Annotated in this window: 19 protein-coding genes; 8 read left to right on the forward strand and 11 right to left on the reverse strand. The window is 61.7% G+C overall.

Annotation, left to right across the window (positions count from 1 at the left end):
• Positions 1-127: 127 nt before the first annotated feature.
• The 7 genes from infA to AB0N24_RS00785 all read left to right on the forward strand — a co-directional run bounded on the left by infA (position 128) and on the right by AB0N24_RS00785 (position 4,231).
• Positions 128-349, forward strand: coding sequence for a translation initiation factor IF-1 (gene infA / locus AB0N24_RS00755; RefSeq protein WP_009358723.1), 222 nt, complete (start codon positions 128-130; stop codon positions 347-349).
• Positions 350-418: 69 nt separating this feature from the next.
• Positions 419-532 carry a 50S ribosomal protein L36 gene (gene rpmJ / locus AB0N24_RS00760; RefSeq protein WP_009358722.1) on the forward strand — a complete coding sequence of 38 codons (114 nt, stop codon included), beginning with the start codon at positions 419-421 and terminating at the stop codon, positions 530-532.
• Positions 533-705: 173 nt separating this feature from the next.
• Positions 706-1,080: a 30S ribosomal protein S13 gene (rpsM, locus tag AB0N24_RS00765; protein ID WP_066293239.1), complete on the forward strand. Its 375-nt coding sequence runs from the start codon at positions 706-708 to the stop codon at positions 1,078-1,080.
• 52 nt (positions 1,081-1,132) lie between these two features.
• The gene (gene rpsK / locus AB0N24_RS00770; protein ID WP_028265083.1) at positions 1,133-1,534 is read left to right on the forward strand and encodes a 30S ribosomal protein S11; all 402 of its coding nucleotides are present in this window, start codon (positions 1,133-1,135) and stop codon (positions 1,532-1,534) included.
• Positions 1,535-1,666: 132 nt separating this feature from the next.
• Positions 1,667-2,677, forward strand: a complete 1,011-nt coding sequence (locus AB0N24_RS00775; protein ID WP_104172048.1) for a DNA-directed RNA polymerase subunit alpha — start codon at positions 1,667-1,669, stop codon at positions 2,675-2,677.
• Positions 2,678-2,742: 65 nt separating this feature from the next.
• Positions 2,743-3,309: a 50S ribosomal protein L17 gene (gene rplQ / locus AB0N24_RS00780; RefSeq protein WP_364119100.1), complete on the forward strand. Its 567-nt coding sequence runs from the start codon at positions 2,743-2,745 to the stop codon at positions 3,307-3,309.
• Between the two features lie 31 nt (positions 3,310-3,340).
• Positions 3,341-4,231, forward strand: coding sequence for a tRNA pseudouridine synthase A (locus AB0N24_RS00785; protein WP_364119102.1), 891 nt, complete (start codon positions 3,341-3,343; stop codon positions 4,229-4,231).
• A gap of 26 nt (positions 4,232-4,257) precedes the next feature.
• On the opposite strand, the gene AB0N24_RS00790 is transcribed toward AB0N24_RS00785, so the two are convergent.
• Complete coding sequence (locus AB0N24_RS00790; RefSeq protein ID WP_364119105.1) at positions 4,258-5,721, reverse strand: PAS domain-containing sensor histidine kinase; 1,464 nt, start codon at positions 5,719-5,721, stop codon at positions 4,258-4,260.
• A gap of 466 nt (positions 5,722-6,187) precedes the next feature.
• On the opposite strand from AB0N24_RS00790, the gene AB0N24_RS00795 reads away from it, so the two are divergent.
• Positions 6,188-6,985, forward strand: coding sequence for a response regulator transcription factor (locus AB0N24_RS00795; protein ID WP_364119108.1), 798 nt, complete (start codon positions 6,188-6,190; stop codon positions 6,983-6,985).
• Between the two features lie 15 nt (positions 6,986-7,000).
• Here the strand turns inward: AB0N24_RS00795 and AB0N24_RS00800 are convergent, their stop codons facing one another.
• The 10 genes from AB0N24_RS00800 to AB0N24_RS00845 form a co-directional block, all read right to left on the reverse strand.
• Positions 7,001-7,345 (reverse strand): Hpt domain-containing protein, encoded by a 345-nt coding sequence (locus tag AB0N24_RS00800; RefSeq protein WP_364119111.1) that lies wholly within the window; start codon positions 7,343-7,345, stop codon positions 7,001-7,003.
• 224 nt (positions 7,346-7,569) lie between these two features.
• The gene (locus tag AB0N24_RS00805) at positions 7,570-8,454 is read right to left on the reverse strand and encodes a type II secretion system F family protein (RefSeq protein ID WP_364119711.1); all 885 of its coding nucleotides are present in this window, start codon (positions 8,452-8,454) and stop codon (positions 7,570-7,572) included.
• 7 nt (positions 8,455-8,461) lie between these two features.
• Positions 8,462-9,394 carry a type II secretion system F family protein gene (locus AB0N24_RS00810; protein WP_364119114.1) on the reverse strand — a complete coding sequence of 311 codons (933 nt, stop codon included), beginning with the start codon at positions 9,392-9,394 and terminating at the stop codon, positions 8,462-8,464.
• 10 nt (positions 9,395-9,404) lie between these two features.
• Positions 9,405-10,964 carry a CpaF family protein gene (locus tag AB0N24_RS00815; protein WP_364119117.1) on the reverse strand — a complete coding sequence of 520 codons (1,560 nt, stop codon included), beginning with the start codon at positions 10,962-10,964 and terminating at the stop codon, positions 9,405-9,407.
• Positions 10,965-12,161 (reverse strand): AAA family ATPase, encoded by a 1,197-nt coding sequence (locus tag AB0N24_RS00820; protein WP_364119120.1) that lies wholly within the window; start codon positions 12,159-12,161, stop codon positions 10,965-10,967.
• Positions 12,158-12,931 carry an RcpC/CpaB family pilus assembly protein gene (locus AB0N24_RS00825; RefSeq protein WP_364119123.1) on the reverse strand — a complete coding sequence of 258 codons (774 nt, stop codon included), beginning with the start codon at positions 12,929-12,931 and terminating at the stop codon, positions 12,158-12,160. Before AB0N24_RS00825 ends, AB0N24_RS00820 begins: the two co-directional genes overlap by 4 nt.
• A gap of 27 nt (positions 12,932-12,958) precedes the next feature.
• Positions 12,959-13,972 carry a pilus assembly protein TadG-related protein gene (locus AB0N24_RS00830; protein WP_364119126.1) on the reverse strand — a complete coding sequence of 338 codons (1,014 nt, stop codon included), beginning with the start codon at positions 13,970-13,972 and terminating at the stop codon, positions 12,959-12,961.
• Positions 13,973-13,983: 11 nt separating this feature from the next.
• Complete coding sequence (locus AB0N24_RS00835; protein ID WP_364119129.1) at positions 13,984-14,358, reverse strand: TadE/TadG family type IV pilus assembly protein; 375 nt, start codon at positions 14,356-14,358, stop codon at positions 13,984-13,986.
• Between the two features lie 115 nt (positions 14,359-14,473).
• A complete protein-coding gene (locus tag AB0N24_RS00840; protein WP_364119132.1) occupies positions 14,474-14,734 on the reverse strand; it encodes a Flp family type IVb pilin in 261 nt (86 codons plus the stop codon).
• 339 nt (positions 14,735-15,073) lie between these two features.
• Positions 15,074-15,289 (reverse strand): Flp family type IVb pilin, encoded by a 216-nt coding sequence (locus AB0N24_RS00845; RefSeq protein ID WP_364119135.1) that lies wholly within the window; start codon positions 15,287-15,289, stop codon positions 15,074-15,076.
• Positions 15,290-15,294: the final 5 nt, after the last annotated feature.

Below are 15,294 nucleotides of genomic sequence, written 5' to 3' on the forward strand. Positions count from 1 at the left end.
GTCTGTTGGTTGTCTGCCCTGTTTGCGCCCTTTTGCGGTCGGATGGCAGAAACCAATCAATCAAAAACGTTCGCAGTCATGTCCGGTGCCAACCGGAAGGCTGTGGCAACAACAGTTAGCGGAGGGTATGGCCAAGAAGGACGGGGTCATTGAGATCGAGGGCGTTGTGACTGAGGCGCTGCCTAACGCGATGTTTCGCGTTGAGCTCACCAACAAGCACATCGTTCTGGCGCACATCTCTGGAAAAATGCGCCAGCACTACATCAGGATTCTCCCTGAGGACCGGGTAGTGGTGGAGCTGAGCCCGTACGACCTAACACGTGGTCGTATCGTCTACCGCTACAAGTAAACACTGGGCGGCCAGAGCAATAGCCGAAGGCCGGTCCAGCTGACCAACTGCAACACGCAAAGGAACGCCATGAAGGTCAAGCCGAGCGTCAAGCAGATCTGCGAAAAGTGCAAAGTGATCCGCCGTAATGGCCGGGTCATGGTGATCTGCGAGAACCCGCGCCACAAGCAGCGCCAGGGCTAATTTCCTTCACGGGAAATCCTGGGTTGCTAACCCACGCAAGTAAATAAAGGCAGCACAAGCTGAATTGGGACGTATGAGCCCGGACAGCTAACCCCCGGTCGGAGGCTGGGGCCGCACTGAAAGTGCGGGTGTACTGCCTACGACCTCCGGTTTATACAAGGAGTACCGCCAATATGGCTCGTCTCGCTGGCGTAGACATTCCCCGCGAAAAGCGGTTGGAAATTGCGCTTACTTACATCTACGGCGTGGGCAAGACCCGTGCACACGAAACCCTGGCTGCCACTGGCATCAGCGCTGACGTCCGAGTTAAGGACCTCACCGATACCCAGCTGGTTGAGCTGCGTGACTACATTGAAGGCAACTACAAGGTTGAGGGTGACCTTCGCCGCGAAGTAGCAGCAGATATCCGCCGCAAGGTTGAAATCGGCAGCTACGAAGGTATTCGCCACCGTAAGGGCCTGCCCGTTCGCGGACAGCGCACCAAGACGAACGCACGTACCCGCAAGGGCCCGAAGCGTACCGTGGCCGGCAAGAAGAAGGCACGTTAATCCCTGAGGGATTAACGCGTTTTCCCCCAATAAACTTTCTGTAGGAGAAATAATGCCCCCGAAGACTCGTGGCGCGGTTCGCAAGCCGCGTAAGAAGGACAAGAAGAATATCGCGCTGGGCCAGGCGCACATCAAGAGCACCTTTAACAACACCATCGTTTCCATCACGGATCCGAACGGTGCTGTCATCTCCTGGGCTTCCGCCGGTGAGGTTGGCTTCAAGGGCTCACGTAAGTCCACCCCGTTCGCTGCCCAGATGGCTGCCGAAGCTGCCGCAAAGCGTGCACAGGAGCACGGTCTGCGCAAGGTTGACGTATTCGTCAAGGGACCGGGATCAGGACGCGAAACCGCAATCCGTTCACTGCAGGCCGCTGGCCTCGAGGTTGGGTCCATCCAGGACGTAACCCCCAGCGCGCACAACGGCTGCCGTCCGCCGAAGCGCCGCCGCGTCTAAGACGTTTCCAGCAGCAGGAGCTTGCCCGGACCTTCACGGGTCCGGGCAGGCCCAGCCGCGTTAAGTCTTCAGACCGAATTTCCACCACCTGTGTTGCGTCATATAGCGGATGCTCGCCGAAAGGAAACCTAAGTGCTCATTGCACAGCGCCCCACCCTCTCTGAAGAGGTCGTCTCCGATAACCGCTCCCGTTTCATCATTGAACCGCTGGAGCCGGGCTTTGGATACACTCTCGGAAACTCCCTCCGCCGTACCCTGCTCTCCTCCATCCCGGGCGCTGCTGTAACCAGCATCCGGATCGATGGCGTGCTGCACGAGTTCACCACGGTTCCGGGTGTCAAGGAAGATGTCACCGAGATCATCCTGAACATCAAGAACCTGTCGGTTTCCTCCGAGCACGACGAGCCGGTTGTTGCTTACCTGCGCAAGCAGGGCCCGGGAGTCGTCACCGCCGCGGACATCGCTCCGCCGGCCGGCGTCGAATTCCACAACCCGGATCTGCACATTGCCACGCTGAACTCGAAGGGCAAGTTCGAACTCGAACTGACCATCGAGCGCGGCCGCGGCTACGTTTCGGCAGCTCAGAACAAGTCCGGCGATTCCGAGATCGGCCGCATTCCGGTCGACTCGATCTACTCGCCGGTGCTGAAGGTTACTTTCCGCGTGGAAGCTACCCGTGTTGAGCAGCGCACTGACTTCGACAAGCTCATTGTCGACGTCGAGACCAAGCAGGCAATCGCCCCGCGCGATGCCGTTGCTTCGGCAGGCACCACCCTGGTGGAGCTGTTCGGTCTGGCCCGCGAGCTGAACACCGCAGCTGAAGGTATCGAGATTGGCCCGTCGCCGACGGACGCTGCCCTGGCAGCCGACATGGCCCTGCCGATCGAGGATCTGGATCTCACCGTCCGTTCCTACAACTGCCTCAAGCGTGAGGGCATCCACACCGTGGGTGAACTCGTTGCCCGCTCCGAGGCCGACCTGATGGACATCCGTAACTTCGGTGCGAAGTCCATCGACGAGGTCAAGGCCAAGCTGGTTGAACTGGGTCTGTCCCTCAAGGACTCCCCTCCCGGTTTCGACCTGGCAGCACGCGCCGCAGCCATCGAAGAGGACGACGCCGCGTTCAGCGACGACGAGCTCTAACAAGCAGATCTTGGCCCCGGGTCCAGTGATGGACCTGGCCGGCCTACACAACAGGAGAAACAATTATGCCTACCCCCACTAAGGGTCCGCGCCTCGGAGGCGGCCCGGCTCACGAGCGCCTGATGCTCGCGAACCTGGCTGCAGCACTGTTCGAGCACAAGCGGATCACCACCACGGTGACCAAGGCCAAGCGCCTGAAGCCGTACGCAGAGCGTCTGGTGACTTTCGCCAAGCGCGGCGACCTCGCTTCCCGCCGTCGTGTACTCGGCCTGATCAGCAACAAGGGCGTCGTCCACGAGCTGTTCACCGACATTGCACAGGCAGTGGAGAACCGCGATGGCGGCTACACCCGCATCACCAAGATCGGCAACCGCAAGGGCGACAACGCTCCCATGGCTGTCATCGAACTGGTCCTCGAGCCGGTTTCCGCCAAGCAGGCTGTTGTAGCTGAGGCTACCGCTGCTGCTAAGCGCGATGCAGACAAGGCTGCTCCGGCCGCCGAGGAAGCTCCCGCCGAGACTGAGGTCGCTGAGACCGAAGCTGCTCCGGAAGCTGAAGCTGCTGCAACCGAAGAGGCTGCTGCTTCTGAGGACGTTGCCGAAGCTGCTGCTGAAGAAAAGGACGCGAAGTAATTCGCTAAATTCTTCGCATAGACTTAAGTCTATGAACCACCAGAAACCCGCTGCCCCCGTTTTGGGGGGCGGCGGGTTTTTGCGTATCCGTTTGGATTTGGCGTACGACGGCGGCCCGTTCAGCGGGTGGGCCGTGCAGCCCGGCCTCAGGACAGTCCAGGGAGTACTGGAAGAGGCGCTGGCGCTGTTGGTCAGGCGCAAGGTGCGGGTGACCGTCGCCGGCCGGACCGACGCCGGCGTACACGCCCGCGGCCAGGTGGTCCACCTGGACCTCTCCGACGTGGAGTGGCTAGGACTGAACCGCGGCGTGGAACTGGACCCCGCCGTCGCCCTCCTGCGGCGTCTGCGCGGGGCGCTCAGCCGGGGGCTGGGTGACCTCACCGGCGCCGTCGAAGTCCACCGTGTCACCGTGGCCCCGGAGGGATTCGATGCGCGCTTCTCGGCGCTGTGGCGCCGGTACAGCTATCGCATTGCGGACGGCCCAATGCTGTGGGATCCGCTGGGCAGGTATTCCACGCTGTGGCACAGGGAAGAGCTCGATGTGTCGCTGTTGAACGAGGGGGCATCGAAGCTCCTGGGCCTGCAGAACTTCCGTTCCTACTGCAAGCCCCGGGAGGGATCAACCACCATCAGGGAGCTGCAGCGGTTTGAGTTCGCCCGGGGGACCGACGGCGTCATCGTCGCCACGGTCCAGGCCGACGCGTTCTGCCACAACATGGTGCGTGCCCTGGTGGGGTCCGCTTTGTCTGTCGGGTCGGGGGACGAGGCCCCGGGATGGCTCTATGAGAGGCTGCTTGAGCAGAAGCGCGACGCCAAGTCAGTCCTGGCGGCGCCGCATCCGCTAGTGCTGGAGGAAGTTGCGTATCCCTCGGACGGCGAGTTGCTGGCCCGGGCTGAGCTGACGCGGGCGATGCGGAAGTAAATTCCGCTGCCGGTTGACGGTGCTTCCTAGAAGGCCGGCGGCGGGCCGTCGGCCGGAAGTGACATCGTAAATGTGCTGCCTTCGCCTGGTCGGCTTACACAGGTAATGCCGCCGCCGTGGCGCTCAACGATCGACTTGGTGATGGACAACCCAAGTCCCACGCCGGGGATGTCAGCCTCGAGTGCGGCTGGGCTACGGTAGAAGCGTGTGAAGACCTTGGCGGTGTCCGCCGCGGTCATGCCCATTCCGGCATCCTCCACCTGGAGGCGGATCAGGCCATCCTCGGCCCGCGCCGAAACCTTCACCGTCCCGCCGTCGGGGGAGTACTTGATGGCGTTCGAAACCAGGTTGTCCAGTGCCTGGCCTATCCGGAGCGGGTCAACGTGCGCCCATAACGGCGTGGGAACGTCCATCAGCAGTGAGACCTTCGTTGTTTCGGCATGGGCGCGGGCCGAACCGAGGGACGCCTCAACCACGCCGGCAAGATCCGTTCTGCGTGGGTGCACATGCAAAGCCTCGGACGCCGACACCAAGAGATCAGACACAAGGGTGAGGAGCCGTTCGGTGTTGCGTTGCGCCACCTCGAGCCGCTGGACAGCCAACGGCGGAAGCCCTTGGTCGCCGTCGAGCACAAGGTCCAGGTTCCCGATCACTGAGTTCAGTGGCGTTCGAAGCTCGTGGGAGACGTTCGAAAGGAAATCATCTTTTGCCGAAATGGCTTCTACCAGCCCGGTGACGTCATTGAAGACGACTACCGCGCCGTCGAACTCGCCGTCGTCGTTCTTGAGGGGACGGGCTGCGGTGGATACTGCCCGCTGTTGTGTGCCTTCACCTAACCAAACCAGGTAGTCGGCAAAGGTTTCGCCGTGGGCAGCGCGGGCTTCAGGGCGGCGGTTCGGTGGAACCGGCGTCTTTCGGTCATGGCCGGAGACCATTAGCAGCGACTCTTGGGAGCGTCCCGGCAGACCCTCTGGACTTGCGGTCACCTCAAAGAGGGACTGCTGGTGGTTGGAAAGAAGGCGTTTGCCGTCGCCGCCGACCGCAACGATTCCGACGTCGACCGTTTCCAGGATGATGTTCAAGAGTCGCTCGCGCTCGTTGCTTTCTGCCAGGAGTGCCTGTAGCTCAATGTCTTTGGCTTCAAGTCTGCGTTGCTGAAGTCTCATATGAATGCTGGCAAAACGTATGGCGAGCGAAACGGCGAGCATCATCAAAGGCAAAAGCACAGTTGTCGTGACGTCGGCCGCCGTAATGTTCGGCATCTTTGAAAACAGGGTCGGTAATCCGATGAGCAGCGGACCGAAGAAGCTGAGGATGAGGCTTGTTCTGGCGGAAATGGCGGATGCGGAAAGCCAGATGACCGGAAATATCGCCAGTACTCCCAGTCCTTGCAGATTTGCGGCGGCCCCGTTACGGGTAAACCAGATCGCAACTAGGTCCAGCACAGGTATCAACAAAGGAGCATTGGGTCCTAATTTCTCCCAGGGCACAAGGACGCAGGCTGCAAAAATGATGGCGTGAAGTACAAGGGCGGCCAGGAAGAGTCCGCTGGTCAGCACCCCCGCCCAAACGGCGGGGGCTGCGATGACCAGGCCAGCAATGAAGACCGTCAGGGGTAACTGGCAAAGTATGACCTGTGCGCGTGGCCGGAGACCGCTGAAGTAGCGCTCCGCCTTTCGTGCCAGAAACCGTTCGCTCATTGAAGCCACTCCTCAGATTTGGGCCAAATCGCTCGTTTCGCCCGCAACGGCTTTTGGATGCAAGCAACGCTGCCCACGATCTCCAACTTTCCAGAAGCAGAAGTTACATTTGGTGTCATAGTAAGCGAAGTGATGCGTGGGGTCATAGGGCAAAAAGTGATGACGATTTAGCTCCTGCGTTGTAACGTGAATTTGTGGTGGTGAAATTCGCATATGTGATGGGCATATTCGGAGAATTCGTCAGGCTGGGGAGTCCATGGGTGATCTTGGGGTTGCAGTGGTTGTTGAGGATGACGCAGATGTGCGGAATCTATTGGAGGCCGTGCTGAGCCAGGCAGGGTTTGAGGTTTACTCAGCCGCGGACGGACGGAATGGCGTCGAGGTGGTCCGCGACCATGGCGCAAACGTCGTGACCCTGGACGTGGGCCTGCCCGACATCGATGGTTACGAGGTTTTGCGGCAAATCCGGCAGTTTAGCGACGCCTACGTAGTCATGCTGACAGGCAGGACAGAGGAACCGGACCTGCTAACGGCGCTACACTCCGGAGCCGACGATTACATCACCAAGCCGTTTCGGCCTTTGGAGCTGAGGGCGCGGGTAGCGGCAATGCTGCGCAGACCTCGGCCGCAGTCGCCACAGGGGCGGACGCCTGCACCAGTGCCGGCCGCGTCGCCTCTCACGAGGACCGCTGAGGAAGCAGTACTCGTGCATAATGGCTTGGCGCTGAATCGGAAGACCAGGTCAGTTGTTGTCCATGGAGACGCGCTACCCCTTACCCGAAGTGAGTTCGATCTCCTTCAGGAGCTTTTGCGGGTGGGAGGTGCTGTGTGCACGAAGACTGACTTGGTTCGCGTAGTCAGGGGCGAGGAAGATCGCGATGATACCTACGTCAGCGAAGCCGATGAAAGGGCCGTTGAGGTCCATATCGGAAATCTCCGGCGGAAGCTGCACGAAGATCCCCAATCCCCACGCTGGCTGCAGACTGTGCGGGGCGTGGGGTACAAGCTGACGCCGGCGGAGCATGAACGGCAGGAGATCCACGACCAGCGGTAGAACGCGATGCACAAGTTATTCATCCGCCAGGATGTAGGTGTCCCGCAGTTCCTTTACGGTCGCGCTCCCATGGATTTCCACCGCGGCGATGAGGGCATGTCCTTTTTCGAGGTCTCCCTTTCGGATGAACTCTTCCAGCTGTTCCGCTAGCCGGGACAGCCGCAGGCCTCCGACCATGGCTGAAGCTATCTTCATACTTATGACCGCGTCCAGGGCGGCAGCAGCATCCTGGCGATCCAGCGCTGCTGCCAGCTTCTGGTGGCGCTGGCTCCACAACGTCGCGTAGTCCCGTGCGAATTTCTGTGCAACGGCCGGATGCGCCAGCTGTTCTTCAAGGTCCTGCAGAACTGCGAGGTCCACGAGGGGAAGTTCAGCGTCATCCCGATTTGATGCCGGGCCCGGGGCAGCCGTGGACTGTGAAGGTGCGGGGACAAAGCCCACACATTCATCGCCGCTTAAGCTACCTGAGATGGACATATGACAACGCTACTTCCTGAAACTGTCAATTCGCATGACTTCATCCAATCCTGTGGAAACCTTGCGGTTTCGCGGGCTGGGCGGGCGGATCGGCGTGACGCATGGCGTCATTGACCGGCGAAGGTGTCAATTGTGTTGATCACCGCCGGGCCAAGAATCGCGATGAAAAGGACCGGAAAAATGAAGAACAGGAGCGGGAACAGAATCGAGACTGGCAGCTTCATCGCCTTTTCTTCGGCGCGTTGGCGGCGTTTCACCCGCATGACTTTCGCCTGGATCCGAAGGACGCGACTGATGGCGATGCCGTAGGTGTCGGCCTGGACGATGGCTTGGACAAAGCTTCGAAGTTCCGGAATGTTGGTCCTCTCGGCCAGGGCAAGATAGGACTCCCGGCGGCTCCGGCCCACCTGCATATCCTGTAGCGTGCGGACGAGTTCCTCTGCCAGAGGCCCCTTGCCGTTTTCGCCCGCGCGGGCCATGGCACCTTCGAAGCCAAGGCCGGCTTCGACAGAGATAAGCATTTGATCGAGGGTGTTCGCCAGTTCCAACTGCATGGCTTTCTGCCGTTCCATGCCCTTGCTGTAGAGGAGCAGGTCCGGGATGAAATAACCCAGAAAGAGAATGAACAGTCCGGCAAGTTTTATCATCGGGTTGGGGCCGCTCACGCTGATGAGCAGCCCAAGCGACGCTCCCACCAGGCCCAAGGCAGGCTTTGCCGCCAAAATGCGGCCCAACGGCCACGCTGCCGGGCGGCCCGCAAGTGAAAGCAGCCTGTCGAGTTTGCGGACGTACGCTGCTGGAGTCAGCCCGTACCCGATCCTGTCGAGGACGCCGACTTGCTTCGATTCTGGGACCTCGGCTGGCCTCCTGCCACGAGTCAGTATGGCCACCGCCGCAGTCCGGGCTTTGCGGTCCACGGATAGGACGGACCAGGCCAGGTAGCCAATGGGGACGGATACCAGGAGAAGCGAGGAAAGCACTACGGGATTCATGGGCATCTCAGAACTTCAGATCGATAATCTTGCGCATCCACAGGCTGCCGATGGTCATGAGGACGGCCGACGCAGCCATCATGCCCCAACCCAGCGGATGCGTGAACATCGAATCCATATAGCCCGGGTTCACCATCATGAGCATCACGACGATTCCGATGGGCATGGCAATGAGGATGTAGGCGGAGAACTTTCCCTCTGCCGCGAGTGCCTTGATATGGCCCTTGATTTCGGACCGCTCCCGGATCGTCTCATTGACCTGGTCCAGGACCTCGGCCAGATTCCCGCCGACCTCGCGGTTGATCTGGATGGCCTGGGCGATCCAGACGAAATCCTCGTTCCGCATACGCTCGGAAGTGTCCGTCAACGAGGCCAGCAGGTCGCGGCCCAGGCTGGTCTCCGTTATGACCCGACGCATCTCTTCGGACGTCGGGCTTTGTGATTCGGAAGCTGCAGCGTCGATGGCGCGGAGGATGCTGTGGCCCGCCCGAAGGCCGCCGGCCAGCAATTGGAGGGTGTCGCCGAGTTGCTGGTCGAACTTAGCCCGCCGCTTTCCGGCCAGGAAGCCCAGAACCAGATGCCCCACGACTGGCGCCAGTATGACGAGGAGGACGGACAGGACCGGCACGCCGATCACCAGGCCCACCAGTGCGCCGACGATGCCACCGGCAATGACCAGGACAAAGAACTCAGCCTGGCTGAGCCGGACACCGGCGTTCTCCAGCAAATCACGGCTGTAGAGGCGAACGTTTCTGGCCCCCAGGAAGCGGTGAAGGGCCCCGACTGTGATGCCTGCCAGCCTGGTCAGCCGTGAAGGCGGGTCGGCGTCATAAGGGCGGCGCCGTCCCACAGCGATTTCCGGCGTACCGGGAATGAGCAGCGCCACCCCCAAGAGGATCGGTGCGATGAAGAGGAGCGCCGCTCCAACGGTCATGAGCATGGCGGTGGCCCTAGGCCTTTCCTTCGCCGGCGGGACCGGCGGGGGTGGCGAAGACCCCGGGTGAGACGTGGATTCCGAGGTCCTCGAAGCGGTCGATGAAGCGCGGACGGATCCCGGTGGCGACCGGTCGACCGAGGAAACGTCCGTGTGCATCGACGCCTGCGGAATAGTCGAAGACGAACGCGTCCTGCAACGTGACGATGTCGCCCTCCATACCTTGTACCTCGGTCACGTGGGTGATGCGGCGGCTGCCGTCACGCAGACGCGAAATCTGGACGATCAGGTTGACCGCTGAAGCTATCTGTTCCCGAATGGCCCGCAGTGGCAGGTCCATCCCTGCCATAAGCACCAGTGTTTCCAGACGGGCGACGGCGTCACGCGGTGAGTTGGAGTGAACCGTCGAGAGGGATCCGTCGTGTCCCGTGTTCATGGCCTGGAGCATGTCCAGCGACTCGCCGCCGCGTACCTCACCCACCACAATGCGGTCAGGGCGCATACGCAGCGAGTTCCGCAGGAGTTCACGGATGGTCACTTCGCCTTTGCCCTCGGTATTGGGGGGACGGCTTTCCAGCCGGACCACATGATCCTGCTGGATCTGGAGCTCCACAGCATCCTCGATGGTGACGATCCGTTCGTCCGCCGGAAGGAAAGACGAGAGAACGTTCAGCAGGGTTGTTTTCCCTGTTCCCGTTCCGCCGGAGACGATGATGTTGAGCTTGGCCTTCACGCACGCATTCAGGAGCTCCGCCATTTCCGGAGTCAGTGTCCCGAAATCGATGAGGTTACGGACAGTGAGGGGAACTTTGGAGAACTTGCGGATGGTCAGCGATGATCCGCCCACGGCCAACGGCGGGATCACCGCGTTGACACGGGATCCGTCTTCCAGCCGGGCATCCACCAAGGGCGACGACTCGTCAATGCGGCGGCCAACCTTGGACACGATGCGTTCGATGACTTTCCGCAGGTGCTCCTCCGAGCTGAAGCGGGAGTCGGCCAGGGTGAGGTGGCCCTTGCGCTCCACGTAAATCTGGTCCATCCGGTTGACCATGATCTCCGTGACGGCGGGATCATCGAGGAGACGCTGCAACGGGCCATAGCCCAGTACGTCGTCGGCGACGTCCTGGACCAGACGGGTGCGCTCATCCGCGGAGAGCGGGACCTGCTCGCCGTCGATGATGCGTGTGAGCTCCTCGCGTGCGGACGTCCGGAGCTCCTGCTCCGTGACCGCAGAGTCGTTGAAACGGGAACCCATGCGTTCGAACAGCGCAGTGGCTGCCCGCTCCTTTAGGGCGGCAAAGGCGTCTACGGGCTGCTGGACTTTCGTTTTCACCTCGTCCGTGTGGTCAGTCCCCGGTGAGGGAACGACGACGGCGGCAGCCGGTGCCGCCGTCGTCGTGCGCTTTTCCGGCCGCGGTGCCGCCCATGGGTCGGACTGCCGGGTGGGCAGCTCAGAGCGGTCGAGCTCAAGTGTTGCGGTGGTGGCCCGGGGGGCTGGCGACGGCGGGGGAACGGTGTGCGTGCGGGCCTGCGTTTTTTCCTGGGCAGCACTGATGCGCTCTGAAAGTTTCATTTAGACCACGACTCTCCGGTGCAGTTTGCGTTGCGATTTGGCCCGCCATGCGGGATTAAAGCGGTCGACGAGTTGGTTCAGGCTTTTGGTCGCGGGGTCCTTCACTGTTTGTTGGAGGACGGGGATTCCTCGGTTGGTGGAGAGCGCCACGGCCTTGGACCGGGGAATGCTGACGTCCACGGGCGCCCCGATGGTCGATTCGAGGTCCTGGACTGTCAGCCCGAGCTTGGAATCCGCCATGTTCAGCACCACGTGCCGGGTCTCCGGGAGGATATCCAGCTGACGCAGGACGTCCAGCCCCGAGCGCAGGCCCCGGACGCTCGGAATGTCCATTCCGCTGATCCACACCACATCGGTGCACTGTTCCATGGCAGCGAGGCCGATTTCGGGTAGCCCCGGGGCTGTATCCACCACGACGTACTGGAACTGTTCGGCGAGTTGTTCGAGCAGCCTGCTGACCTGGCCGGGGGTTATCTCGTCGGCTTCCACGGGAGTTGGCGGAGCACAGACAGCGTAAATACTGGCCGGATGGACGGTTAGGAAGGCCTTTAGGACGAGTGAATCCTGGCTGGCAGCGGGGGAGACTGCGTCCGTGACAGTGTGCTCGGGGTCGAGGTACAGCGCGGAGGCGACGTCGCCGAACTGGAGGTCAAGGTCAACGATCACCACGCTCATCGGGGCGATTTTGCCCAAGCCGATGGCGATGTTGGTCGCAATGGTGGTCTTGCCGACTCCGCCTTTGGGGGAGAAGACACCGATCACGAGGCCTTTGTTGGTTTCGGCCGTCAACTGGGGCGCCTGCACACGGTACCGGCTGGCGGAGGACTGCGTGACGCGCTCCAGGAGGACCCTGATCTGTGCAGCATCGGAGGTGGGGGAGAGGATGTCCCGGATGCCCGCCCGCATGGCCTGCAGGATGAAGTTGGGATCCGGCTCGCTCGCAAGGATGACGCTGAGCTCCGGAAACCGGACATGCATTACGGTGGCGAACCGCAGCGCCTCCTCCACGGGAACTTCCGGTCCCAGGATCAACACCTCGGGCTGTTCCTGATTCAGGTGGGCAAACAGCTCGTTGGGATCGGCGGGGAGCAGGCTGGTGGAAAAGGTCTGCACGCCACCTTGCAGGCCGCCGGCAACGGCCTGGCGCAAGCGGCCGTCGAAGTCGGCATCGGGCGTGATAAGGACGAACCGGCTCATTTGTAGACGTCCGGCCGGATCATAACGCGCGGACCGTTGTCCTCGGCGTCGAGCGGTTCCCGAGTCAGCCAGATGGCATCGCCGAATTCAGATGCGAACACAATCTTGCCCGCGTTGATGTCGTTGACCGCCACAGTGATCATCAGGGACCCGGTGGGGAGGTTCACGTCCCGCGGGTCGGGCTCTGTTCCGGCGCTCGCCGACGGTGCCGGCGTGGCGGCGGCTCCTTCGGGGGCGCGCTGGACCGCGGTGACCAGGACTTTGTGGATGGATAGCTGGGTGGTCTCTTTGTCCGCCTTCGACTCAAGACCGCCGGCTTTCATGGAGATGAAGACGCCCACGTGGTCGCCCGGCTCAAGGCGACCGCCGACGACCCGCTTCGGCTCCAGCTGGAAGGACACTTCCTGCAGGCCAGCCGGAACCTTGACCGAGCCGGAGGTCTGGAGGTCCTCCGGGGCGACGAGCTTCTCGGCCAGAAGCTGTTCGCCGGGTACGAGGTCGGCGGCGGCCACCTTCCCGGCGGACGCGTCGAGAGTGTTCAGTGCGGACTTTGCGACGGCGGTTCCGGGCACCTGTTCCAGGGCGACCGAGGCTTTCAGTATGTCTACGGAAGACCCTGCCGGTACGGCTTTCGTGACCACGAGGACTCCCACCGGATCGAGGTCCTTGACTGCCCGCTGGTCAGCGCCCTGGGCGTACGTGACGACGAGGACCGCCCCGACGATGGCCAGGAGGACTGCCACCACTCCTGCCAACATGCGTGACTTCACTGACTGCTCCTGAGCTTTCGGGACTGATTATTTGGCGAGACGGACGATGGTTGCGCCGTAGGCATCGACGGGACCGAGGGTGTAACCGTCCGCTAAGGACGTGTATTTGACGAAGCTGCCGATGATGCCTCGGCAGTTTCCGTCGCAGGAGAGCGCTGCGTCGGCGCCCGTGAATTTGTTCTGGAATGTGTTGGGCGCGCTGCTGTTGCCGCTGAACTTCCAACCCTTGACCTTGAAAGCTGCAAAAGCGATGAGGTGGTAGACGGCGCCGTTGCCGGTTCCTGTGACTGCGTCGTAGACAGGCAGAAGAACCGTGACATCCCGGCCGGCCGTGATCTCATCCGCCCATTTCTGCAGGGTGGTGGAGCAGTTGTTGGGTGGATCATTGCCGGGGTCGCTACCGCCCTCGTTGACCGTAAGGTCGATTGTGCCGCCGCAGACGCCGGAGTCCTGGACCAGCCAGCCGAAGCCGCCTTGCACCGCAGCCCCCGACGGGCCGTACATGCAGTCCGCATTCTGGTTCTTACCGTGATCCTGCAGCAGCTGGAGCGCTCCGCCGATGGAGTCCTTGACCTGGCATACGGAATACGCGACGGGGAAGGCTGTGCGTCCGGCCACCGGGCTGCCCCACATAACTGTTGACGGGGCGTTGACTTCGGCGGTATCCATTTCTAAAGCGCGGGCGAAGAACAGGGAGACTTGGTTGGCGGCCTTGCCCGATTCCTGGGCACCGGCCGTCACTGTTACGGTGCGGTTCGGCTTGTCGAGCAGGGTGGATTTGATGTTGCTGAGGCCGTCGTTGGCGTTGGCGTTGGCGTAGCCGCGGGCGAGGGCGGAGGTAGTGGAACAGTCGGGATCGTTGGCGTTCTTTGCGCACTTCTGTGCCAGTGCGAGGGCTGCCGCATCGGCTCCGTTGCGGAGCTGAGTCCGCTCGGCGTAGAGCATACCGACGTCCACCGCAATGGCACCGAAGCCGAGAAGTGCAACCAGTAGTAGGGCGACCAGGACGCTCACGGCGCCCCGCTCGTCGCCGTTATTCAAAGACCGAAATGTCATCCGCCGCATAGCATGGCTCCTTTGCCCGTCATGGGAAATGGGCCGGCTACGCCCGTCATGGTGGACAAGTTGTAGCTGATGGTGATGGTCATCTGGACATTAGGTGCGCAGCTGGCAGTACCGAAACTGATGTTAGCGTCGGTCAGGGCGGGCTTCAGCGAGACGGCAGCGTTTTTTGCCGCCGTGCGGGCAGCTGCTTGGTCGTTGGAAATGGCCATAACGCGGACTCCTTCGCGGGCAGCGCTGGAGAGGGAAGCTTGGGCGTTGTAGGCCCGGCCAAACTCCGTGATGCCCAGGAGCAGCATGACAAGGACGGGTGCCAGGATCGCGAATTCGACCGCTGCGGCTCCGCGCTCGGATGCCCTGGACATGGGGTGCCTTTCCGTCAGGCCAATGGGGAGTTACAGCCGAAGTGACGGCGGCTAGGTTGCCGCCGCCACTGTGCTGGATGATGTGCCGGTACACATCCGGGGTTGGGGCGAGTGGTTACGGGATGGTGCAGTGGCCGGCTACTGGCGTGGTTCCTGTAGTTGCTGGGATATAGGCGCCCTTGCCTGCAACGTTGCACTGGATCCCGCTGAATGTGTCACTCAGGGTCGATCCGAGGAGGGTGACAGCGACGATGATGACGACAGCGATGAGGGCGACCATGATGCCGTATTCGACGGCGGTTGCGCCCTTCTCTTCGCGAAGGCGGTTTGTCAGCGAAAATCCGAAGGACTGAACGTTGGCGATGAGAGAAAGCATTGGGACTCCTGAGCGAGTTTGGGTGGGCTGGTCCTGCACCAGCTCTGCCAAGAAATGTAGCAACCACTTTCCGGGTTTCGACCGGTCCTTGGCGCATCCTGTGCCAAGTCTTCCCAACTTGCCTATTTCCTGCGGTGAACCTGCGGATTCCATGCGTGTTCTCTGCTTATTGGGCTTCCTTTGGCACGCAAGAGGACCCCCTCGGTTCTGGGTGCCGAGGGGGTCCGATCAAAGGGATCCCCTCGGCTCTGGGCCCGAGGGGATCCTGTCTGTTCGGCATGCGGATGCAGCCGGGTTTCGCCCGCCTCGGTCTGAGAGGCGGACGCAGTCTGGTGATGTTTACGGTATGCCGAGGGCCGTTTGAACTCCGGTTCCAAGGCCATTGAAATAGCCGTTGAGAGCGGCCCCGAAGAGGCCGACGCCTGCCACTAAGACGATGGCGATGAAGCCCGCGAGAATGCTGTATTCCGTGGCAGTGGCGCCCCGCTCCTCTGCCGACAGGCGGCGTTGCAGCTGATAGAGCCGGCACAACATGCGCCTTGTGATGTTGGACATGATTC

The organism is Arthrobacter sp. NPDC093128 (assembly GCF_040683875.1).
In the GTDB taxonomy this organism is placed as follows: domain Bacteria; phylum Actinomycetota; class Actinomycetes; order Actinomycetales; family Micrococcaceae; genus Arthrobacter.